The organism is Massilia sp. Root133, assembly GCF_001426525.1.
In the GTDB taxonomy this organism is placed as follows: Bacteria; Pseudomonadota; Gammaproteobacteria; order Burkholderiales; family Burkholderiaceae_D; genus Telluria; species Telluria orientalis.
Genome location: NZ_LMEW01000007.1, coordinates 110,127 through 125,401, shown reverse-complemented (window position 1 = coordinate 125,401; position 15,275 = coordinate 110,127). Strand labels below are relative to the sequence as shown.

Annotated in this window: 20 protein-coding genes; all 20 read right to left on the bottom strand. The window is 64.1% G+C overall.

Translation table 11 applies throughout. The features are described from left to right. Positions 1-38: 38 nt before the first annotated feature. Complete coding sequence (locus ASD28_RS08060; protein ID WP_056126145.1) at positions 39-380, bottom strand: phosphoribosyl-ATP diphosphatase; 342 nt, start codon at positions 378-380, stop codon at positions 39-41. Positions 381-387: 7 nt separating this feature from the next. Beyond that, positions 388-819, bottom strand: coding sequence for a phosphoribosyl-AMP cyclohydrolase (gene hisI / locus ASD28_RS08055; RefSeq protein ID WP_056126210.1), 432 nt, complete (start codon positions 817-819; stop codon positions 388-390). A gap of 18 nt (positions 820-837) precedes the next feature. After that, positions 838-1,599: an imidazole glycerol phosphate synthase subunit HisF gene (hisF, locus tag ASD28_RS08050; RefSeq protein WP_056126143.1), complete on the bottom strand. Its 762-nt coding sequence runs from the start codon at positions 1,597-1,599 to the stop codon at positions 838-840. Positions 1,600-1,742: 143 nt separating this feature from the next. Next, positions 1,743-2,519, bottom strand: coding sequence for a 1-(5-phosphoribosyl)-5-[(5-phosphoribosylamino)methylideneamino]imidazole-4-carboxamide isomerase (gene hisA / locus ASD28_RS08045; protein WP_056126140.1), 777 nt, complete (start codon positions 2,517-2,519; stop codon positions 1,743-1,745). Positions 2,520-2,544: 25 nt separating this feature from the next. Then, positions 2,545-3,186 carry an imidazole glycerol phosphate synthase subunit HisH gene (gene hisH / locus ASD28_RS08040; RefSeq protein ID WP_082577525.1) on the bottom strand — a complete coding sequence of 214 codons (642 nt, stop codon included), beginning with the start codon at positions 3,184-3,186 and terminating at the stop codon, positions 2,545-2,547. 8 nt (positions 3,187-3,194) lie between these two features. Beyond that, positions 3,195-3,785 carry an imidazoleglycerol-phosphate dehydratase HisB gene (hisB, locus tag ASD28_RS08035; RefSeq protein WP_056126136.1) on the bottom strand — a complete coding sequence of 197 codons (591 nt, stop codon included), beginning with the start codon at positions 3,783-3,785 and terminating at the stop codon, positions 3,195-3,197. Between the two features lie 20 nt (positions 3,786-3,805). Then, positions 3,806-4,900 (bottom strand): histidinol-phosphate transaminase, encoded by a 1,095-nt coding sequence (gene hisC / locus ASD28_RS08030; RefSeq protein ID WP_056126135.1) that lies wholly within the window; start codon positions 4,898-4,900, stop codon positions 3,806-3,808. Beyond that, positions 4,897-5,718: a site-specific DNA-methyltransferase gene (locus tag ASD28_RS08025; protein ID WP_056126133.1), complete on the bottom strand. Its 822-nt coding sequence runs from the start codon at positions 5,716-5,718 to the stop codon at positions 4,897-4,899. The genes hisC and ASD28_RS08025 overlap by 4 nt, the downstream gene beginning before the upstream one ends. Next, positions 5,715-7,040 (bottom strand): histidinol dehydrogenase, encoded by a 1,326-nt coding sequence (gene hisD, locus ASD28_RS08020; RefSeq protein ID WP_056126131.1) that lies wholly within the window; start codon positions 7,038-7,040, stop codon positions 5,715-5,717. Before hisD ends, ASD28_RS08025 begins: the two co-directional genes overlap by 4 nt. Positions 7,041-7,045: 5 nt before the next feature. Next, positions 7,046-7,720, bottom strand: a complete 675-nt coding sequence (gene hisG / locus ASD28_RS08015; RefSeq protein ID WP_056126129.1) for an ATP phosphoribosyltransferase — start codon at positions 7,718-7,720, stop codon at positions 7,046-7,048. Positions 7,721-7,863: 143 nt separating this feature from the next. Further along, the gene (gene murA, locus ASD28_RS08010) at positions 7,864-9,114 is read right to left on the bottom strand and encodes a UDP-N-acetylglucosamine 1-carboxyvinyltransferase (RefSeq protein WP_056126127.1); all 1,251 of its coding nucleotides are present in this window, start codon (positions 9,112-9,114) and stop codon (positions 7,864-7,866) included. Between the two features lie 3 nt (positions 9,115-9,117). Then, the gene (locus ASD28_RS08005) at positions 9,118-9,354 is read right to left on the bottom strand and encodes a BolA family protein (protein WP_056126126.1); all 237 of its coding nucleotides are present in this window, start codon (positions 9,352-9,354) and stop codon (positions 9,118-9,120) included. A 6-nt stretch (positions 9,355-9,360) separates the two neighbouring features. Then, positions 9,361-10,128, bottom strand: a complete 768-nt coding sequence (locus ASD28_RS08000; RefSeq protein WP_056126124.1) for an ABC transporter permease — start codon at positions 10,126-10,128, stop codon at positions 9,361-9,363. Then, positions 10,125-11,042 carry an ABC transporter ATP-binding protein gene (locus ASD28_RS07995; RefSeq protein WP_056126122.1) on the bottom strand — a complete coding sequence of 306 codons (918 nt, stop codon included), beginning with the start codon at positions 11,040-11,042 and terminating at the stop codon, positions 10,125-10,127. The genes ASD28_RS08000 and ASD28_RS07995 overlap by 4 nt, the downstream gene beginning before the upstream one ends. A 140-nt stretch (positions 11,043-11,182) precedes the next feature. After that, a complete protein-coding gene (locus ASD28_RS07990; protein ID WP_056126120.1) occupies positions 11,183-11,458 on the bottom strand; it encodes a lipid asymmetry maintenance protein MlaB in 276 nt (91 codons plus the stop codon). 2 nt (positions 11,459-11,460) lie between these two features. Continuing rightward, complete coding sequence (locus ASD28_RS07985; protein ID WP_056126118.1) at positions 11,461-12,114, bottom strand: phospholipid-binding protein MlaC; 654 nt, start codon at positions 12,112-12,114, stop codon at positions 11,461-11,463. Positions 12,115-12,191: 77 nt separating this feature from the next. Further along, positions 12,192-13,055 (bottom strand): VacJ family lipoprotein, encoded by an 864-nt coding sequence (locus ASD28_RS07980; RefSeq protein ID WP_082577524.1) that lies wholly within the window; start codon positions 13,053-13,055, stop codon positions 12,192-12,194. After that, complete coding sequence (gene mlaD, locus ASD28_RS07975) at positions 13,052-13,525, bottom strand: outer membrane lipid asymmetry maintenance protein MlaD (RefSeq protein ID WP_056126115.1); 474 nt, start codon at positions 13,523-13,525, stop codon at positions 13,052-13,054. The genes ASD28_RS07980 and mlaD overlap by 4 nt, the downstream gene beginning before the upstream one ends. 22 nt (positions 13,526-13,547) lie before the next feature. Continuing rightward, complete coding sequence (gene mlaE / locus ASD28_RS07970; protein ID WP_056126113.1) at positions 13,548-14,327, bottom strand: lipid asymmetry maintenance ABC transporter permease subunit MlaE; 780 nt, start codon at positions 14,325-14,327, stop codon at positions 13,548-13,550. Next, a complete protein-coding gene (locus ASD28_RS07965) occupies positions 14,324-15,127 on the bottom strand; it encodes an ABC transporter ATP-binding protein (RefSeq protein WP_056126111.1) in 804 nt (267 codons plus the stop codon). The genes mlaE and ASD28_RS07965 overlap by 4 nt, the downstream gene beginning before the upstream one ends. Positions 15,128-15,275: the final 148 nt, after the last annotated feature.

The window sequence follows — 15,275 nt, the reverse complement described above, 5'->3', positions numbered from 1 at the left end:
TCTACGGATACGGGATGACGCCGGCGTGACAGCCGGGCTCAGTCTTTCGGACGCGACGCTTTTTCCTCGATGCCGGAAATGCCTTCGCGCCGCGCCAGTTCGTCCAGCACCTGCTGCGGCGTGAGGCCGAACTGCGCCAGCAGGACGATCGAATGGAACCACAGGTCGGCCGTCTCGTACAGCAGCTTCGACACATCCGCGCCGGCGCGCACGTCCTTCGCGGCCATCACGGTCTCGACGGCTTCCTCGCCGATCTTTTTCAGGATGGCGTCGTCGCCCTTGGCGAACAGTTTCGCGACGTACGAGGCCGTCGGGTCGCCGCCGTTGGCCGGCTTGCGGGATTCGATGACGGCCGCGAGGCGTTCCAGTTGCGTGCTCATGTGTGCGCTATTTCTTCTTCTGGTTGGTGTAGATGGTATCCGGGTCCTGCAGCACGGGCTCGACGCTGTTCCAGTCGCCGTCCTCGAACTTCTGGAAGAAGCAGGAATGGCGGCCGGTGTGGCAGGCGATGCCGCCGGCCTGCTCGACCTTCAGCAGCACCACGTCTTCGTCGCAGTCGAGGCGGATTTCCAGCACTTTCTGCACGTGGCCGGACTCTTCGCCCTTGTGCCACAGTTTCTTGCGCGAGCGGCTCCAGTACACGGCCTCGCCAAGCTCCACGGTCTTGGCCAGGGCTTCGCGGTTCATCCAGGCGAACATCAGGATGTCGCCGGTGGCGGCTTCCTGGGCGATCACCGGCACGAGGCCGTGCTCGTCCCATTGGACTTTCTTGAGCCAGGGCTGGGCCGGGATCGTCGGGGGGGTGGGCGGGGTCACCATGGTCGTCGGTTCCATCAATCAGTCGAGGCGCATCGGGATGCCACGGTCCGCCATGAAGCGCTTCGCTTCGCCGACCGTGTGCTGCCCGTAGTGGAAGATGCTCGCGGCCAGCACGGCGTCGGCATGCCCTTCCTGCACGCCATCGGCGAGATCCTTCAGGCCGCCCACGCCGCCCGAGGCGATCACGGGGATGCCGACGGCGTCCGACACGGCGCGCGTCAGGCCCAGGTCGAAGCCGGACTTGGTGCCGTCGCGGTCCATGCTGGTCAGCAACAGTTCACCGGCGCCCAGGCTTTCCATCTTGCGGGCCCATTCGATGGCATCGATGCCGGTCGCGTTGCGGCCGCCGTGGGTAAAGACTTCCCACTTGCCGGGCGCGACCTGCTTGGCGTCGATGGCGACGACGATGCACTGGGCGCCGTGTTTTTGCGACGCGTCGTACACGAGTTGCGGGTTGGTCACGGCCGAGGTGTTCATCGACACCTTGTCCGCGCCGGCGTTCAGCAGGCGGCGCACGTCCTCGACCTTGCGCACGCCGCCGCCCACGGTCAGCGGAATGAACACGGACGACGCGACCGCTTCGATGATCGGCAGGATCAGGTCGCGGCCGTCGCTCGAGGCGGTGATGTCGAGGAAGGTGATCTCGTCGGCGCCCTGCTCGTTGTAACGGCGCGCGATCTCGACGGGGTCGCCGGCATCGCGCAGTTCGGTGAAGTTGACGCCCTTGACGACGCGGCCGCCGGTGACGTCCAGGCAGGGGATGATGCGTTTTGCGAGCATAAAATTTATCTAGTGGTATTCATTCGTCGGTCCCGGCATTGCCGGAACCGACTCCCCGCGCAGGCGGGGATCCATGCTGACGTGGCGTTATCGCACTCGGCATGGGTTCCCGCTTTCGCGGGAACGACGGGTTGAGGGGCGAATTACGCCTGCGCGCCCTCGGTGAGTTCATCCGCGCGCTCCTGCGCGCTGGTCAGGTCGAGCGTGCCTTCGTAGATCGAGCGGCCGCAGATCACGCCTTCGATGCCCTCGTCCTGCACGGCGCACAGGGCTTCCACGTCGGCCAGGTTGTGCAGGCCGCCCGAAGCGATGATCGGGATCTTGACGGCCTGCGCCAGGCGCACGGTCGCTTCGATGTTCACGCCGCCCATCATGCCGTCGCGGCCGATGTCGGTGTAGATGATCGATTCCACGCCGTAGCCTTCGAATTTCTGGGCCAGGTCGATGACTTCGTGGCCGGACATCTTGCTCCAGCCGTCGGTCGCGACCTTGCCGTCCTTGGCGTCCAGGCCGACGATGATGCTGCCCGGGAAGGCGCCGCAGGCATCGTGCAGGAAGCCCGGGTTCTTGACGGCCGCGGTGCCCACGATGATGTAGGTGATGCCGTCGTCCAGGTAGCGCTCGATGGTGTCCAGGTCGCGGATGCCGCCACCCAGTTGGACCGGGATCTCGTCCAGGTCGTTGTCTTCGGCGTACTCCTGCACGACTTGCAGGATCGATTTGATCGCCTCTTCGTTCTTCGGTTTGCCCGCGAACGCACCGTTCAGGTCGACCAGGTGCAGACGGCGCGCACCCTTCTTGAGCCAGTGCAGCGCCATCTCGGCGGGATCTTCGGAGAACACGGTGGCGAGGTCCATGTCGCCCTGTTTCAGGCGAACGCAGTGACCGTCTTTCAGGTCGATGGCGGGGATCAGCAGCATGGTCGTAGTCGGTTGATTAGGTAACTCAGGGATTCCAGTGGACGAAATTGCGATACAGGCGCAGGCCGGCGGCCGCGCTTTTCTCGGGGTGGAACTGGGTGGCGACGATGTTGTCGCGCGCGACCGCGCAGCAGAATTGTCCGCCGTAGTCGGTCTCGCCGATGGCGTCCTGCGCCTCGGCGGGCTTCGCGTAATAGCTGTGCACGAAATAGAAATAGCTGTCCGGGGCGACGCCTTCCCACAGCGGGTGGGCGCGCTTCTGGTGCACGCGGTTCCAGCCCATCTGCGGCACCTTGAAGCGCGAGCCGTCGGCCTGCAGCTTGCCATCGAGTTCGAAGCGCACGACTTTACCGGGCAGCAGGCCCAGGCCGGGCACGCCGCCGTTCTCGTCGCTCGAATCGAACAGCATCTGCTCGCCCACGCACACGCCCATCATCGGCCGGGTTTTCGCTGCGCGCAGCAGGGCGTCCTCGACGCCGGATTCACGCAGGCTGCGCATGCAGTCGCGCATGGCGCCCTGGCCAGGCAGGACGATGCGATCGGCCGCGTCGATGGCGGCCGCGTCGCCGGAAATCTGGACGTCGGCTTCGGGCGCGACGGCGCGCAGGGCCTGCGCAACCGAACGCAGGTTGCCCATGCCGTAGTCGACAACAACAATCTTGTTCATGATTCTCTTTACAGGCTGCCCTTGGTGGACGGGATCGTGCCCGCGGCGCGCGCATCCAGCTCGGACGCCATGCGCAGCGCGCGGCCGAACGCTTTGAAGACGGTCTCGCACTGGTGGTGCGCGTTCACGCCGCGCAGGTTATCCACGTGCAGCGTCACGCCGGCGTGGTTGACGAAGCCGCGGAAGAACTCGATGGTCAGATCGACGTCGAAGCGGCCGATGGTCGCGCGGGTGAACGGCACGTGCCATTCCAGGCCCGGGCGGCCGGAAAAGTCGATCACGACGCGCGACAGCGCCTCGTCCAGCGGGACGTAGGCATGGCCGTAGCGGCGGATGCCCTTCTTGTCGCCGATGGCCATGGCGACCGCCATGCCCAGCGTGATGCCCGTGTCCTCGACGGTGTGGTGGTCGTCGATGTGCAGGTCGCCGACGGCCTCGACTTCCAGGTCGATCAGGCCGTGGCGCGCGATCTGGTCCAGCATGTGGTCGAGGAACGGCACCCCGGTATTGAGTTTCTGGCGGCCGGTGCCGTCCAGGTTGAGCGCGACGCGGATCTGCGTTTCGCTCGTGTTGCGCGTGATTTCTGCGGTGCGGGTCATTGCTAGGTGCTCGGCGGTGTTCAGGCTTGCAGCGAAGCCTTCAGGGCATTCAGGAATACGGAGTTTTCTTCCGGGGTGCTGACCGTAACACGGATGCAATTGGCCAGCAATTCATGCATTCTACTCAAATTTTTAATCAGTACCCGTTCTGCGAACAGTTTAGCGCAGGTCTTTTCTGCGTCCGGCACGCGCAAGGTGATGAAATTGGCACTCGACGGGAACACCGTCACGCCCGGCAGCGCGGCCATGGCGGCGGCCAGTTCCGTGCGCGCCTCGTTCAAACGGGCGGCCTGCTCGTCCAGCACCTCGACGTGGTCGAGCGCGAATTCGGCCACCACCTGCGTCAATACGTTGACATTGTACGGCGGCCGCACCTTGTCGAACTGTTCCAGCAGCGCCGGTGCGGCAGCGAGGTAGCCCAGGCGGATGCCGGCCAGGCCCAGCTTCGACAGCGTGCGCATCACGACGAGGTTCGGATACTGCGGCAGCTTGTCCATGAAGCTCGTGCGGGCGAACGGGTGATACGCCTCGTCGGCCACGACGATGCCATTCTCGCCCAGCGCTTCGATGATGGCGACCATGTCGGCCTCGTCGTACAGGTTGCCGGTCGGGTTGTTCGGGTAGGCGAGGAACACGAGGCTCGGCTTGTGCTCGGCGATCGCGGCCAGCATGGCGGCGCGGTCCAGCGAGAAGTCGGCTTTCAACGGCACGCCGACGAAGTCCATGCCCGCAAACTGGGCGGAGCGCTGGAACATCACGAACGCGGGGATCGGGGCCAGCACGACCGCGCGTTTGTCTTGACGCGCGGTGGCGGTGCACAGGATCGAGATGATCTCGTCGGAGCCGTTGCCGAGGATGACGTCGAACCCGGCCGGCACGCCCAGCTTGGCGCGGATGCGTTCCTTGATGCCGGAATACGACGGCACCGGATAGCGGTTCAGGACGGCGTCCGCCAGGCGCTGGGCCAGCTCGGCACGCAGCGCATCCGGCAGCTGGTACGGGTTTTCCATCGCGTCCAGCTTGATGTAGCCGCTCGAATCCGGCACGTTGTAGATATGGCCGGCACGGACGTCCTCGCGGATCGTGTTGGCGATGAGCTTGTCGATGCTGGTCATGCTTGGTCTACTCCTTCGGTGGCGGCGTCCACGCGGACGCCCTTGCGTTTCTTGGTGGCCGGCTGCGCGGGAGCGGACAAACGTTCCGCGATGGTCGCGCAGTAGGCGGGGTTCAGCTCGAAACCGGTGAAATGCCGGCCGAGGCGTTTTGCAGCCAGAGCCGTCGTGCCGCTGCCCATGAACGGGTCGAGCACGACGCCGCCCGGCGGGCACGACGCCTTGACCATGCGCTCGATGATCTCGAGCGGTTTCTGGGTCGGATGGTCGACCCGTTCCGCATGTTCGCGATGCAGGCGCGACACGCTCCACAGGTCCTTCGGGTTGTAACCCACTTCCAGCCACTTGGCGCCCACGAAGATCGAGCGCGATCGCGCCTTCTTCGTCTCGGCGTCGTACGGGATACGCACGGAGTCCAAGTCGAAATAATAATCCTTGCGCTTCACGAAGAAGCCGATGGTGTCGTGCACCGAGGAAAAGCTCCTGGTGCTGCCCCCCATCGAGGGGACGCGGCGGTCCCAGATGATCTCGTTCATCATCGTCATGCGCCGCTTGAGCATGACGAAGATCTCGGGCGCGAAGCGCCACGTGAGAAAGATGTACAGGCTGCCGTTGTCTTTCAATTTCGGCAGCGCACAATCGATCCAGCGCTCGGTCCACGCGAGGTAATCCTCCACGCTCTGCTGGTCCGAGCCGTTGCCGTAATCCTTGCCGAGATTGTACGGCGGGTCCGTCAGGATCAGGTCGATGCTGCGATCGGGAATGCGCGCCATGCCTTCGAGCGCATCCTCGCAGAAGACCTGATCGAGCCAGGCCGTCATGATCCCGATTCGATCCGTAATTCTGCGCTGCGCGCGTGCGCCTGCAGGCCCTCGCCGTACGCGAGTTCGGCCGCGACCTTGCCCAGCGTTTGCGCGCCGGCCTGCGACACGAACAGGATCGACGAGCGCTTCTGGAAATCGTACACGCCCAGCGGCGACGAGAAGCGCGCCGTGCGCGACGTCGGCAGCACGTGGTTCGGGCCGCAGCAATAGTCGCCCAGCGATTCGGACGAGAAGCGGCCCAGGAACATCGCGCCCGCGTGACGGATTTTATCGGCCCACTGCTGCGGCTCCTCGGCGGAGATCTCCAGGTGCTCGGCCGCGATGGCGTTCGCGATGGCGCACGCTTCATCCATGTCGCGCACGCGGATCAGCGCGCCGCGGTCCGTCATCGACGTGGCGATGGTGTCCTTGCGCGGCATCGTCGGCAGCAGCTTGTGGATGCTCGCTTCCACTTTGGCGATATAGTCCGCGTCGGGGCACAGCAGGATCGCCTGCGCCAGCTCGTCGTGCTCGGCCTGCGAGAACAGGTCCATCGCGACCCAGTCCGGATCCGTGGTGCCGTCGCACAGCACGAGGATTTCCGACGGGCCCGCGATCATGTCGATGCCCACCGTGCCGAACACGCGGCGCTTGGCGGCGGCGACATAGGCATTGCCCGGGCCGACGATTTTATCGACCGGCGGGATGGTCGCCGTGCCGTACGCGAGCGCGCCGACGGCCTGTGCGCCGCCGATCGTGATCACGCGCGTGACGCCGGCGATCGCCGCGGCGGCCAGCACCATGCGGTTCTTGACGCCGTCCGGCGTCGGCACGACCATCACGATTTCCTTCACGCCCGCGACCTGCGCCGGGATCGCGTTCATCAGCACGGACGACGGATACGCGGCCTTGCCGCCCGGGACGTAGATGCCCACGCGGTCCAGCGGCGTGACGCGCTGGCCCAGCACCGTGCCGTCCGGCTCCGTGTACGTAAAGCCGTTCAGTTCCTGCTTCTGGCGCTCGTGGAAGACGCGGATGCGCTCTGCCGCCGTGCGCAACGCGGCGCGCTGGGCTTCCGGCAGCGCATTCAACGCTTCCTGCAGCTCTTCCTGCGTGACGTCGAGCGCGGTCATGCTGGTGGCGCCGCCGTTCGGGAGCCGGTCGAACTTGTTCGTGTATTCCAGCACGGCGGCATCGCCGCGCGCCTTCACGTCGGCGAGGATGTTCGCCACGGCGGTTTCGATGGCGTCGTCGGTCTCCGCTTCGAACGCGAGCAGCGTGTTCAGGGTCTGCTGGAAATCGGCGGCGGTGGAATCGAGTTTGCGGATCGTGATGGACATGGTCGTTAGCATTGCTGCTGCTTGGACGCGCGTTCGAACGCGTCGATGATCGGTTGCAGGCGCTCGCGCTTGAGTTTCAGCGCGGCCTGGTTGACGACGAGGCGCGACGAGATCTCCATGATCTTTTCCACTTCGACCAGGTTGTTGGCGCGCAGCGTGCCGCCCGTCGACACGACGTCGACGATGGCGTCGGACAGGCCGACCAGCGGCGCCAGCTCCATCGAGCCATACAGTTTGATCAGGTCGACGTGCACGCCCTTCTTCGCGAAGTGCTCGCGCGCCGTGTGCACGAACTTGGTGGCCACGCGCAGGCGCGCGCCCTGGCGCACGGCGTTGTCGTAGTCGAAGCCGGCGTTGGCGGCCACGGACATGCGGCAGCAGGCGATGCGCAGGTCGATCGGTTGATACAGCCCTTCGCCGCCATGCTCGAGCAGCACGTCCTTGCCGGCCACGCCAAAGTCGGCGGCGCCATGCTGGACATAGGTCGGCACGTCGCTGGCGCGCACGATCAGCACACGGATGCCGGGATCGTTGGTGGCGAGGATCAGCTTGCGCGAGGTTTCCGGATTTTCCAGTACCTCGATGCCGGCCGCGGACAGCAGCGGCAGCGTATCTTCGAAGATGCGGCCCTTCGAGAGGGCGAGGATCAGCTGCGAGCTGTCCCGAGTGGTGTCGTTCATGTGACTAGTTTTGGTTTGTGCCGTCGTTCCCGCGAAAGCGGGAACCCATACTGAAGCTCCGGCAGCTGATTCGGTAAATCTTCGTTGGCTTCCATCGGAAGCTCAGCATGGATTCCCGCCTGCGCGGGAATGACGCTTTGTCTTTATTTGATCCGTACGATATCCGCGCCCACCGCCGACAACTTCGCCTCCATCCGGTCATACCCGCGATCGAGGTGATAGATGCGGTCGACGAGGGTCGTGCCCTCGGCGGCCAGGCCGGCGATCACGAGGGACGCCGATGCGCGCAGGTCGGTCGCCATCACGGGCGCGCCGACGAGGCGGTCGACGCCCTTGATGAAGGCCATGTTGCCCTCGGTGGAGATCTGCGCGCCCAGGCGGTTCATTTCCTGCACGTGCATGAAGCGGTTTTCGAAGATGGTTTCGGTGACACGGCTCGAGCCGTTCGCGATCGTGTTCACGGCCATGAACTGGGCCTGCATGTCGGTCGGGAAGCCCGGGTATTCCGTGGTACGGAACGACACCGGCTGCGGACGGCCGTCCATGCGCGCGCGGATGCTGTCGCCTTCCACGGTCAGCTGGACGCCCATCTCGCGCAGCTTGTCGATGGCCACGTCGAAGATGTCGGTGCGGGTGCGGGTGATGCGGATGTCGCCGCCCGTCGCCGCGACGGCGCACAGGAACGTGGCCGCTTCGATGCGGTCGGAGATGACGCCATGTTCGGTGCCGTGCAGGCTGTCGACGCCCTGGATCACGAGGCGGTCGGTGCCGATGCCATCGATCTTCGCGCCCATCGCCACGAGCATGTTCGCGAGGTCCGTCACTTCCGGTTCGCGCGCGGCGTTTTCCAGGATCGTCTCGCCGTCGGCCAGCGTGGCGGCCATCAGCAGGTTCTCGGTGCCCGTCACGGTGATCATGTCCGTGTGGATGCGGGCGCCCTTCAGGCGCGATGCCTTCGCGTAGATGTAGCCGCCCTCGATCGTGATGTCGGCGCCCATCTGGCGCAGGCCCTTGATGTGCTGGTCGACGGGACGCGAACCGATCGCGCAGCCGCCCGGCAGCGACACCTTGGCTTCGCCGAAGCGCGCCAGCATCGGGCCCAGCACGAGGATCGATGCGCGCATCGTCTTCACCAGCTCGTACGGTGCGACGAGGGTGTTGATGGCGGAACCGTTCAGCACGACGTTCTCGTCGTCCTGCGTGACCTTCAGGCCGGTCTGTTCGAGCAGGCGCAGCATCGTGCGCACGTCGTGCAGGCGCGGCACGTTCGACAGGGCAAGGTCGCCGGCCGTCAGCAGGCCCGCGCACAGGATCGGGAGCGCCGCGTTCTTGGCGCCCGAGATGGGGATGTCACCGTTCAGGCGCTTGCCGCCGACGATCTGGAGCTTGTCCATTGATTATCCTTGATACTCGTCCGGGGTCAGCGTCTTCATCGACAGCGCGTGGATTTCTTCACGCATGCGGTCGCCCAGGGCGGCATAGACGATCTGGTGGCGCTGGATGCGGCTCTTGCCGGCGAATGCAGGCGAGACGATGACGGCGCTGAAATGCTGGCCATCGCCCTCCACTTCCAGGTGGGTGCATTCCAGGCCTTTTTGGATGTAGCCGTGGATGAGTTCGGGTGTAGTAACCATGTTTTTTCAGTGACGCAGCTTGTAGCCGCGGCGAAGCAGATTGATTGCGATAGCGGCCAAGGCCACGAAGAAGACGGCGACGATTGCCAGGCTGGTCCACGGCGACACGTCGGACTGGCCAAAGAAACCATAGCGGAACCCGTCAATCATATAAAAGAACGGGTTGAAATGCGAGACTGCGAGCCAGAACGGCGGAAGTTTCTTAATGGAATAGAACACACCGGCCAAAAATGTTGCAGGCGTGATCAAAAAGTTCTGGAAAGCGGCCAGCTGGTCGAATTTTTCCGCCCAGATGCCGGCGATGACGCCCAGCGTGCCCAGGATGCCGGCGCCCAGCAGCGCGAACACGATGATCCACAGCGGCGCCACGAACGACAGATGCGCGAACCACGCCGTGATGACGAACACGCCCAGGCCGACGGCCAGCCCGCGCACGACGGACGCCGTCACATATGCGGACAGGATCTCCACGTGCGACAGCGGCGGCAGCAGGATGAACACGAGGTTGCCCGTGATTTTCGACTGGATCAGCGACGACGACGAGTTGGCGAACGCGTTCTGCAGCACGCTCATCATCACGAGGCCGGGCACGAGGAACGACGTGTAGCTGACGCCATCGAGCATCTCGACGCGGCCGTCGAGCACGTGGCCGAAGATCAGCAGATACAGCATCGCGCTGACGACGGGCGCGGCGATGGTTTGCGTGGCAACCTTCCAGAAGCGCAGGATTTCTTTATAAAACAGGGTGCGGAAACCCACGGAAAACGCGTTCATCGTACCGGGCTCCCTTCCATGATCTGGATAAAAATGTCTTCCAGGTCGGCCTGCTGCAACTGCATCTCGTCGATCTCGGCACCCGATTCGCGCAGGCGCGCGAGGATGCCCTCCACTTCGCTGTACTCGTTGACGCGCAGGGTGTATTTGTTGCCGCCGTTATGTTCGTCATGGGCGACGAGGTGGCGCAGGCCTTCCGGCAGACCGCCGTGCTTCAGGTGCACGACAAGCGACGAGCCGGACACGCGGCGCAGCAGCTGCGACATGGTGTCCAGCGCGACGACGTTGCCCGTCTTGAGCATGGCCACGCGCTGGCACATGGCCTGCGCTTCTTCCAGGTAGTGCGTCGTCAGGACGACCGTATGACCCTCGCGGTTCAGGCGCGCGATGAACTTCCACAGCGTCTGGCGCAGTTCGACGTCGACACCGGCCGTCGGTTCGTCCAGCACGATCACGGGCGGTTTATGGACGAGGGCCTGGGCGACGAGCACGCGGCGCTTCATGCCGCCGGACAGCGCGCGCATGTTGACGTCGGCCTTGGGCGTGAGGTCGAGGTTTTCCATGACCTCGTCGATCCATGGATCGTTGTTCTTCAGGCCGAAATAGCCCGATTGCAGGCGCAGGGTCTCGCGCACGGTGAAGAACGGGTCGAACACGAGTTCCTGCGGCACGACGCCCAGCTTCATGCGCGCCTCGCGGAAATCCTTCACGACGTCGTGGCCGTGGATGCGCACGCTGCCGACGTCCGGACGAATGAGGCCGGCGATGGTCGAAATCAGGGTCGTCTTGCCGGCGCCATTCGGGCCGAGGAGGCCGAAGAATTCGCCTTGTTCGATGTTCAGTGAAACGCCCTTGAGGGCCTTGAAGCCCTTGTAGCTTTTCTCGACGCTGTCGATCTGGATGGCTGCTGTCATGCGTTGGGGATCCGAGGGACCGGAACCGTGCGGGTGAAACGAGCCATTATAGAAGAAAACGCCACGGCGTTCCGGGCCGTGGCGTTTTCGAGGGTGGGCACGTGATTGATGCCGGGGGCATCAATCACGTGTCTACAAAGTTACGCGCGGCCCAACAACCCGTCGACGCCGTATAACTTTGCCAACGCATCGACGTTGGCCGGCACATTGATGAACTTCAGGCTGCGCCCCAGTCCCTGCGCGCGGCGCTGCCAGGCCAGCATCAGGGCCAGGGCCGAGGAGTCGGCGGCCTTGACGCCGCCGAGGTCGAACTCGGTTTCGCCGGCGGACACGGCCGCACAGCCCCGCGCCAACGCCGCTTGCGCGTTGTCGAACGTCAGGGCTTCCAGCGAGAGCATGGGATTCGCTTCCGCCATGCTTACTTCTGCGCGGACTTGGTCAGCGGCTTGTTGGCCAGCTGCTCGTTGCGGTCGTGCAGCTTCTTGATCAGGCCGTCGATGCCGTTCTTGCCGATTTCCGACGCGAAGGTGCTCTTGTAGGTTTCCACCAGCCACGCGCCCAGCACGTTCAGGTCGAAGATCTTCCAGCCCTGCGGGCCCTTGGCCAGGCGGTAGTTCAGGGTGATCGGCTCGCCGCGGGTCAGGTTGACCTGCGATTTCACCTCGACTTCCGTGTCGGCCGGGTCGGCGCGGAACGGCTTGAACTCGATGGTTTCGTTCTTGATCTGCGACAGCGCACCGGCATAGGTGTACACGAGCAGCGTGCGGAACTCGGCCGCCAGCTGCTTTTGCTGCTCCGGCGTCGCCTGGCGCCAGAAGCGGCCGGCGGCCTGGGCCGTCATCTTGTCGGAATCGACGTACGGCAGGATCTTGCTGTTGACCAGATCCATGATTTTCCTGCTGTTGCCGGCCTGGATGTCCTTGTCGGCCTTGACGCTATCGATGACGTCGGTGGAGACGCGTTTCACGAGGGCATCCGGTGCCTCGACGGCGGCGCGGGCCGGCGCGACGAGAACGGCGGTGGACATGGCCACGGCGGCGGCGGTCACGATCAGTTTTGCGATGGGCTTCATACGCTTCCTTTAATTTGGTTGGGTCTGGCCAAGCGGTCCCGCGTGCTGCGCGGACGGCCTGGCTGTACCGTCGTTAACTATTTGCTGGCCGGTTCGGATGACACGGGCGCCGCTGCGGGCTCTTCCGCGCCATCTTCGGGCACCGGTTTCGGGCCCAGTTTCACGCCCAGCTTCGATTCGACCTTTTCCTGGACCTTTTCCAGTTTTTCGTGGACCTTGTCGGCGCGTTCCTGCGCCTTGTCCGTGTCGAGCACCTTGCTGTTGCGACGCTGCATGTAGCCGTCACGGATGAATTCGTAACGGTCGAGGGCGGCGTCTTCCAGCAGGTTCGACGCGTCCAGCACGCTGGCACGCTGGTCGACCGCGCGCAGGACGATGCCACTGGTGCGCCACGGCACATCGTTCACGTGGGTCCACGCATCGCCCCACCAGTCGGCGGGCAAGGTCGCGGTGTCACGGATCGTAGATGGGCCCAGCAGCGGCAACATCAAGTAGGGACCGCTCGGCACGCCCCAATATCCGAGGGTCTGGCCGAAGTCCTCGTTATGCTTGCGCATGCCGGCCGGGGTGGCGATGTCCAGCACGCCGGCGAGACCCAGCGTGGAGTTCACGGCAAAACGCATGAAATCGTTCAAGCCGTCTTGCCCTTTCAGCTGGGCAAAATTGTTCAGCGAGCTCCACAAATCGGTCAAGTTACCGAAGAAATTGTTCACGCCCGTTTGCACGAAGGTCGGCGTGACGTTCTTGTAGGCGGTGGCGGCCGGCTTCAGGGCGACGCGGTCGACCGTGTCGTTGAAGCTGAACATGGCCCGGTTGAACTTCTCGAACGGGTCTTTCGGGTTGGCGGTCGTCGCACAGCCACTCAGCAATACGGCTGCACCGAGTGTCAGCGCCAGGCCAGTGCGGGTACGCGGCGAGGCGGAGTCATTGCGGTTCGTCATTTGCTACTGTCCTTTCCTTCGGCTGCCTTGCTATAGATAAATTGATTAATCAAGTCTTCGAGCACTGCGGCCGATTGCGTACGGGTGATGCGGTCGCCTTCGACGAGATTGTTCATGTCGCCACCGGCCTCGATGCCGATGTATTGCTCACCGAGCAGGCCCGAGGTCAGGATCTTCAGAGAGCTGTCCTTCGGGAACTTGTAAGCAGGATTCAGATCGAGGCGGACGATGGCCTGGAAACTTTTATCGTCGAACGCAATGTCGCCCACGCGGCCCACGACCACGCCCGCGCTCTTGACGGGCGATTGCGGCTTCAGGCCGCCGATGTTGTCGAACTTGCCCGTGATGGCGTACGTCTTGCTGAACGAAATCGTGCTCATGTTACCGGCCTTGAGTGCCAGGAAAAGGAGCGCTAACGCACCCAACAGGACAAAAAGGCCGACCCAGACGTCAATGGATTTACGATGCATAAGTTTTTCCCAACTCTTCAGATTACTTGTTGAACATCAAGGCGGTCATGACGAAGTCCAGCGCCAGCACCATCAGCGACGCGATCACGACGGTGCGCGTGGTGGCGCGCGACACGCCTTCCGGCGTCGGCTGCGCTTCATAGCCCTGGAACAGGGCCGTGAACGTCACGGCCATGCCGAATACAAAGCTCTTGATGACACCATTCATGATGTCGCGGCGCACGTCGATGTTCGCCTGCATCTGCGACCAGAACGCGCCTTCGTCCACGCCGATCAGCTGCACGCCGACCAGATAGCCGCCGACCACGCCGATGGCGGAGAACACGGCCGCCAGCACCGGCATGGCGATCAGGCCCGCCCAGAACCGGGGCGCCAGCACGCGCTGGATCGGGTTGACGGCCATCATTTCCATCGCGGTCAGTTGCTCGCCGGCCTTCATGAGGCCGATTTCCGCCGTGAGGGACGTACCGGCACGGCCCGCGAACAGCAGCGCCGTCACGACCGGGCCCAGCTCGCGCAGCAGCGACAGCGCCACCAGCTGGCCCAGCTTTTCCTCGGCGCCGAACTGGCTCAGCGTGTAATAGCCCTGCAGACCTAGCACCATGCCGACGAACAGGCCGGACACGGTGATGATCAGCAAGGAGTAATTGCCGATGAAGTGGACCTGTTCCGAGATCAGGGTCGGACGGCGCAGCGCGCCCGGGGCCTTGCCGAGCAGGCCGCCGAACGAACGCGTGACGAAGCCGACGCGGGCGAAAGTGTCGAGGACGAAGCCCCCGATGAGTGCGAGAGGATTGGTCATCGCTTGCCTCCCAGGCCCAGGTCCTCGGCCAGCGATTTGCCGGGATAGTGGAACGGCACGGGGCCGTCCGGCTCGGCGTTCACGAATTGTTTGACGTACGGATCGGTCGAGCGGCGCATCTCGTCCGGCGTGCCCGAGGCGACGATCCGGCCCGCGGACAGGAAATACACGTAATCGGCGATCAAGAAAGTTTCGTTCACGTCGTGCGAGACGAGGATGGACGTCGAGCCGAGCGCATCGTTCAGGTTGCGGATCAGGTTGGCGGTCACGCCCATCGAGATCGGATCGAGGCCGGCGAACGGTTCGTCGTACATGACCAGCGCCGGGTCGAGCGCGACGGCACGGGCGAGCGCCACGCGGCGCGCCATGCCGCCCGAGATCTCGTTCGGCTTCAGGTCCGCGGCATTGCGCAGGCCGACGGCATTCAGGCGCATCAGCACCAGGTCGCGGATCAGTTCTTCCGGCAGTTCCGTGTGCTCGCGCAGCGGAAAGGCCACGTTCTCGAACACGGTCAGGTCGGTGAACAGCGCGCCGAACTGGAACAGCATGCCCATCTTGCGCCGCAACCTGTACAGGCCTTCGGTGTCGAGCTGGCTCACCACCTCGCCATTCACGGCGACGGTGCCGCGCTGCGGCTTGATCTGGCCGCCGATCAGGCGCAGGACCGTCGTCTTGCCCGAGCCGGAGCCGCCCATCACGGCAATCAGCTTGCCGCGCGGGAAGTCCATGCTCAGGTTCTGCAGGATCGGGCGATCGCCATACGAAAAATGCAGATCGCGAATTTCGACGAGGTTGGACACAGTGGATATTGGTATTTGGAGAATCTCGTATTGTAGTGCAGAAACGGCAAGGCCTGCAGGACACGGCCCAATTCCTGGCATGTTATCGACGTGATATTACAACATTACTAAATCACGAGTCAGCTATTTTAGAACCTAAGTGCTTGTT

Coding starts and splice junctions, on each gene's coding strand:
- ASD28_RS08060 (WP_056126145.1), bottom strand. CDS start 380: ATGAGCACGCAACTGGAACGCCTCGCGGCCGTCATCGAATCCCGCAAG.
- hisI (WP_056126210.1), bottom strand. CDS start 819: ATGGTGACCCCGCCCACCCCCCCGACGATCCCGGCCCAGCCCTGGCTC.
- hisF (WP_056126143.1), bottom strand. CDS start 1,599: ATGCTCGCAAAACGCATCATCCCCTGCCTGGACGTCACCGGCGGCCGC.
- hisA (WP_056126140.1), bottom strand. CDS start 2,519: ATGCTGCTGATCCCCGCCATCGACCTGAAAGACGGTCACTGCGTTCGC.
- hisH (WP_082577525.1), bottom strand. CDS start 3,186: ATGAACAAGATTGTTGTTGTCGACTACGGCATGGGCAACCTGCGTTCG.
- hisB (WP_056126136.1), bottom strand. CDS start 3,785: ATGACCCGCACCGCAGAAATCACGCGCAACACGAGCGAAACGCAGATC.
- hisC (WP_056126135.1), bottom strand. CDS start 4,900: ATGACCAGCATCGACAAGCTCATCGCCAACACGATCCGCGAGGACGTC.
- ASD28_RS08025 (WP_056126133.1), bottom strand. CDS start 5,718: ATGACGGCCTGGCTCGATCAGGTCTTCTGCGAGGATGCGCTCGAAGGC.
- hisD (WP_056126131.1), bottom strand. CDS start 7,040: ATGTCCATCACGATCCGCAAACTCGATTCCACCGCCGCCGATTTCCAG.
- hisG (WP_056126129.1), bottom strand. CDS start 7,720: ATGAACGACACCACTCGGGACAGCTCGCAGCTGATCCTCGCCCTCTCG.
- murA (WP_056126127.1), bottom strand. CDS start 9,114: ATGGACAAGCTCCAGATCGTCGGCGGCAAGCGCCTGAACGGTGACATC.
- ASD28_RS08005 (WP_056126126.1), bottom strand. CDS start 9,354: ATGGTTACTACACCCGAACTCATCCACGGCTACATCCAAAAAGGCCTG.
- ASD28_RS08000 (WP_056126124.1), bottom strand. CDS start 10,128: ATGAACGCGTTTTCCGTGGGTTTCCGCACCCTGTTTTATAAAGAAATC.
- ASD28_RS07995 (WP_056126122.1), bottom strand. CDS start 11,042: ATGACAGCAGCCATCCAGATCGACAGCGTCGAGAAAAGCTACAAGGGC.
- ASD28_RS07990 (WP_056126120.1), bottom strand. CDS start 11,458: ATGGCGGAAGCGAATCCCATGCTCTCGCTGGAAGCCCTGACGTTCGAC.
- ASD28_RS07985 (WP_056126118.1), bottom strand. CDS start 12,114: ATGAAGCCCATCGCAAAACTGATCGTGACCGCCGCCGCCGTGGCCATG.
- ASD28_RS07980 (WP_082577524.1), bottom strand. CDS start 13,055: ATGACGAACCGCAATGACTCCGCCTCGCCGCGTACCCGCACTGGCCTG.
- mlaD (WP_056126115.1), bottom strand. CDS start 13,525: ATGCATCGTAAATCCATTGACGTCTGGGTCGGCCTTTTTGTCCTGTTG.
- mlaE (WP_056126113.1), bottom strand. CDS start 14,327: ATGACCAATCCTCTCGCACTCATCGGGGGCTTCGTCCTCGACACTTTC.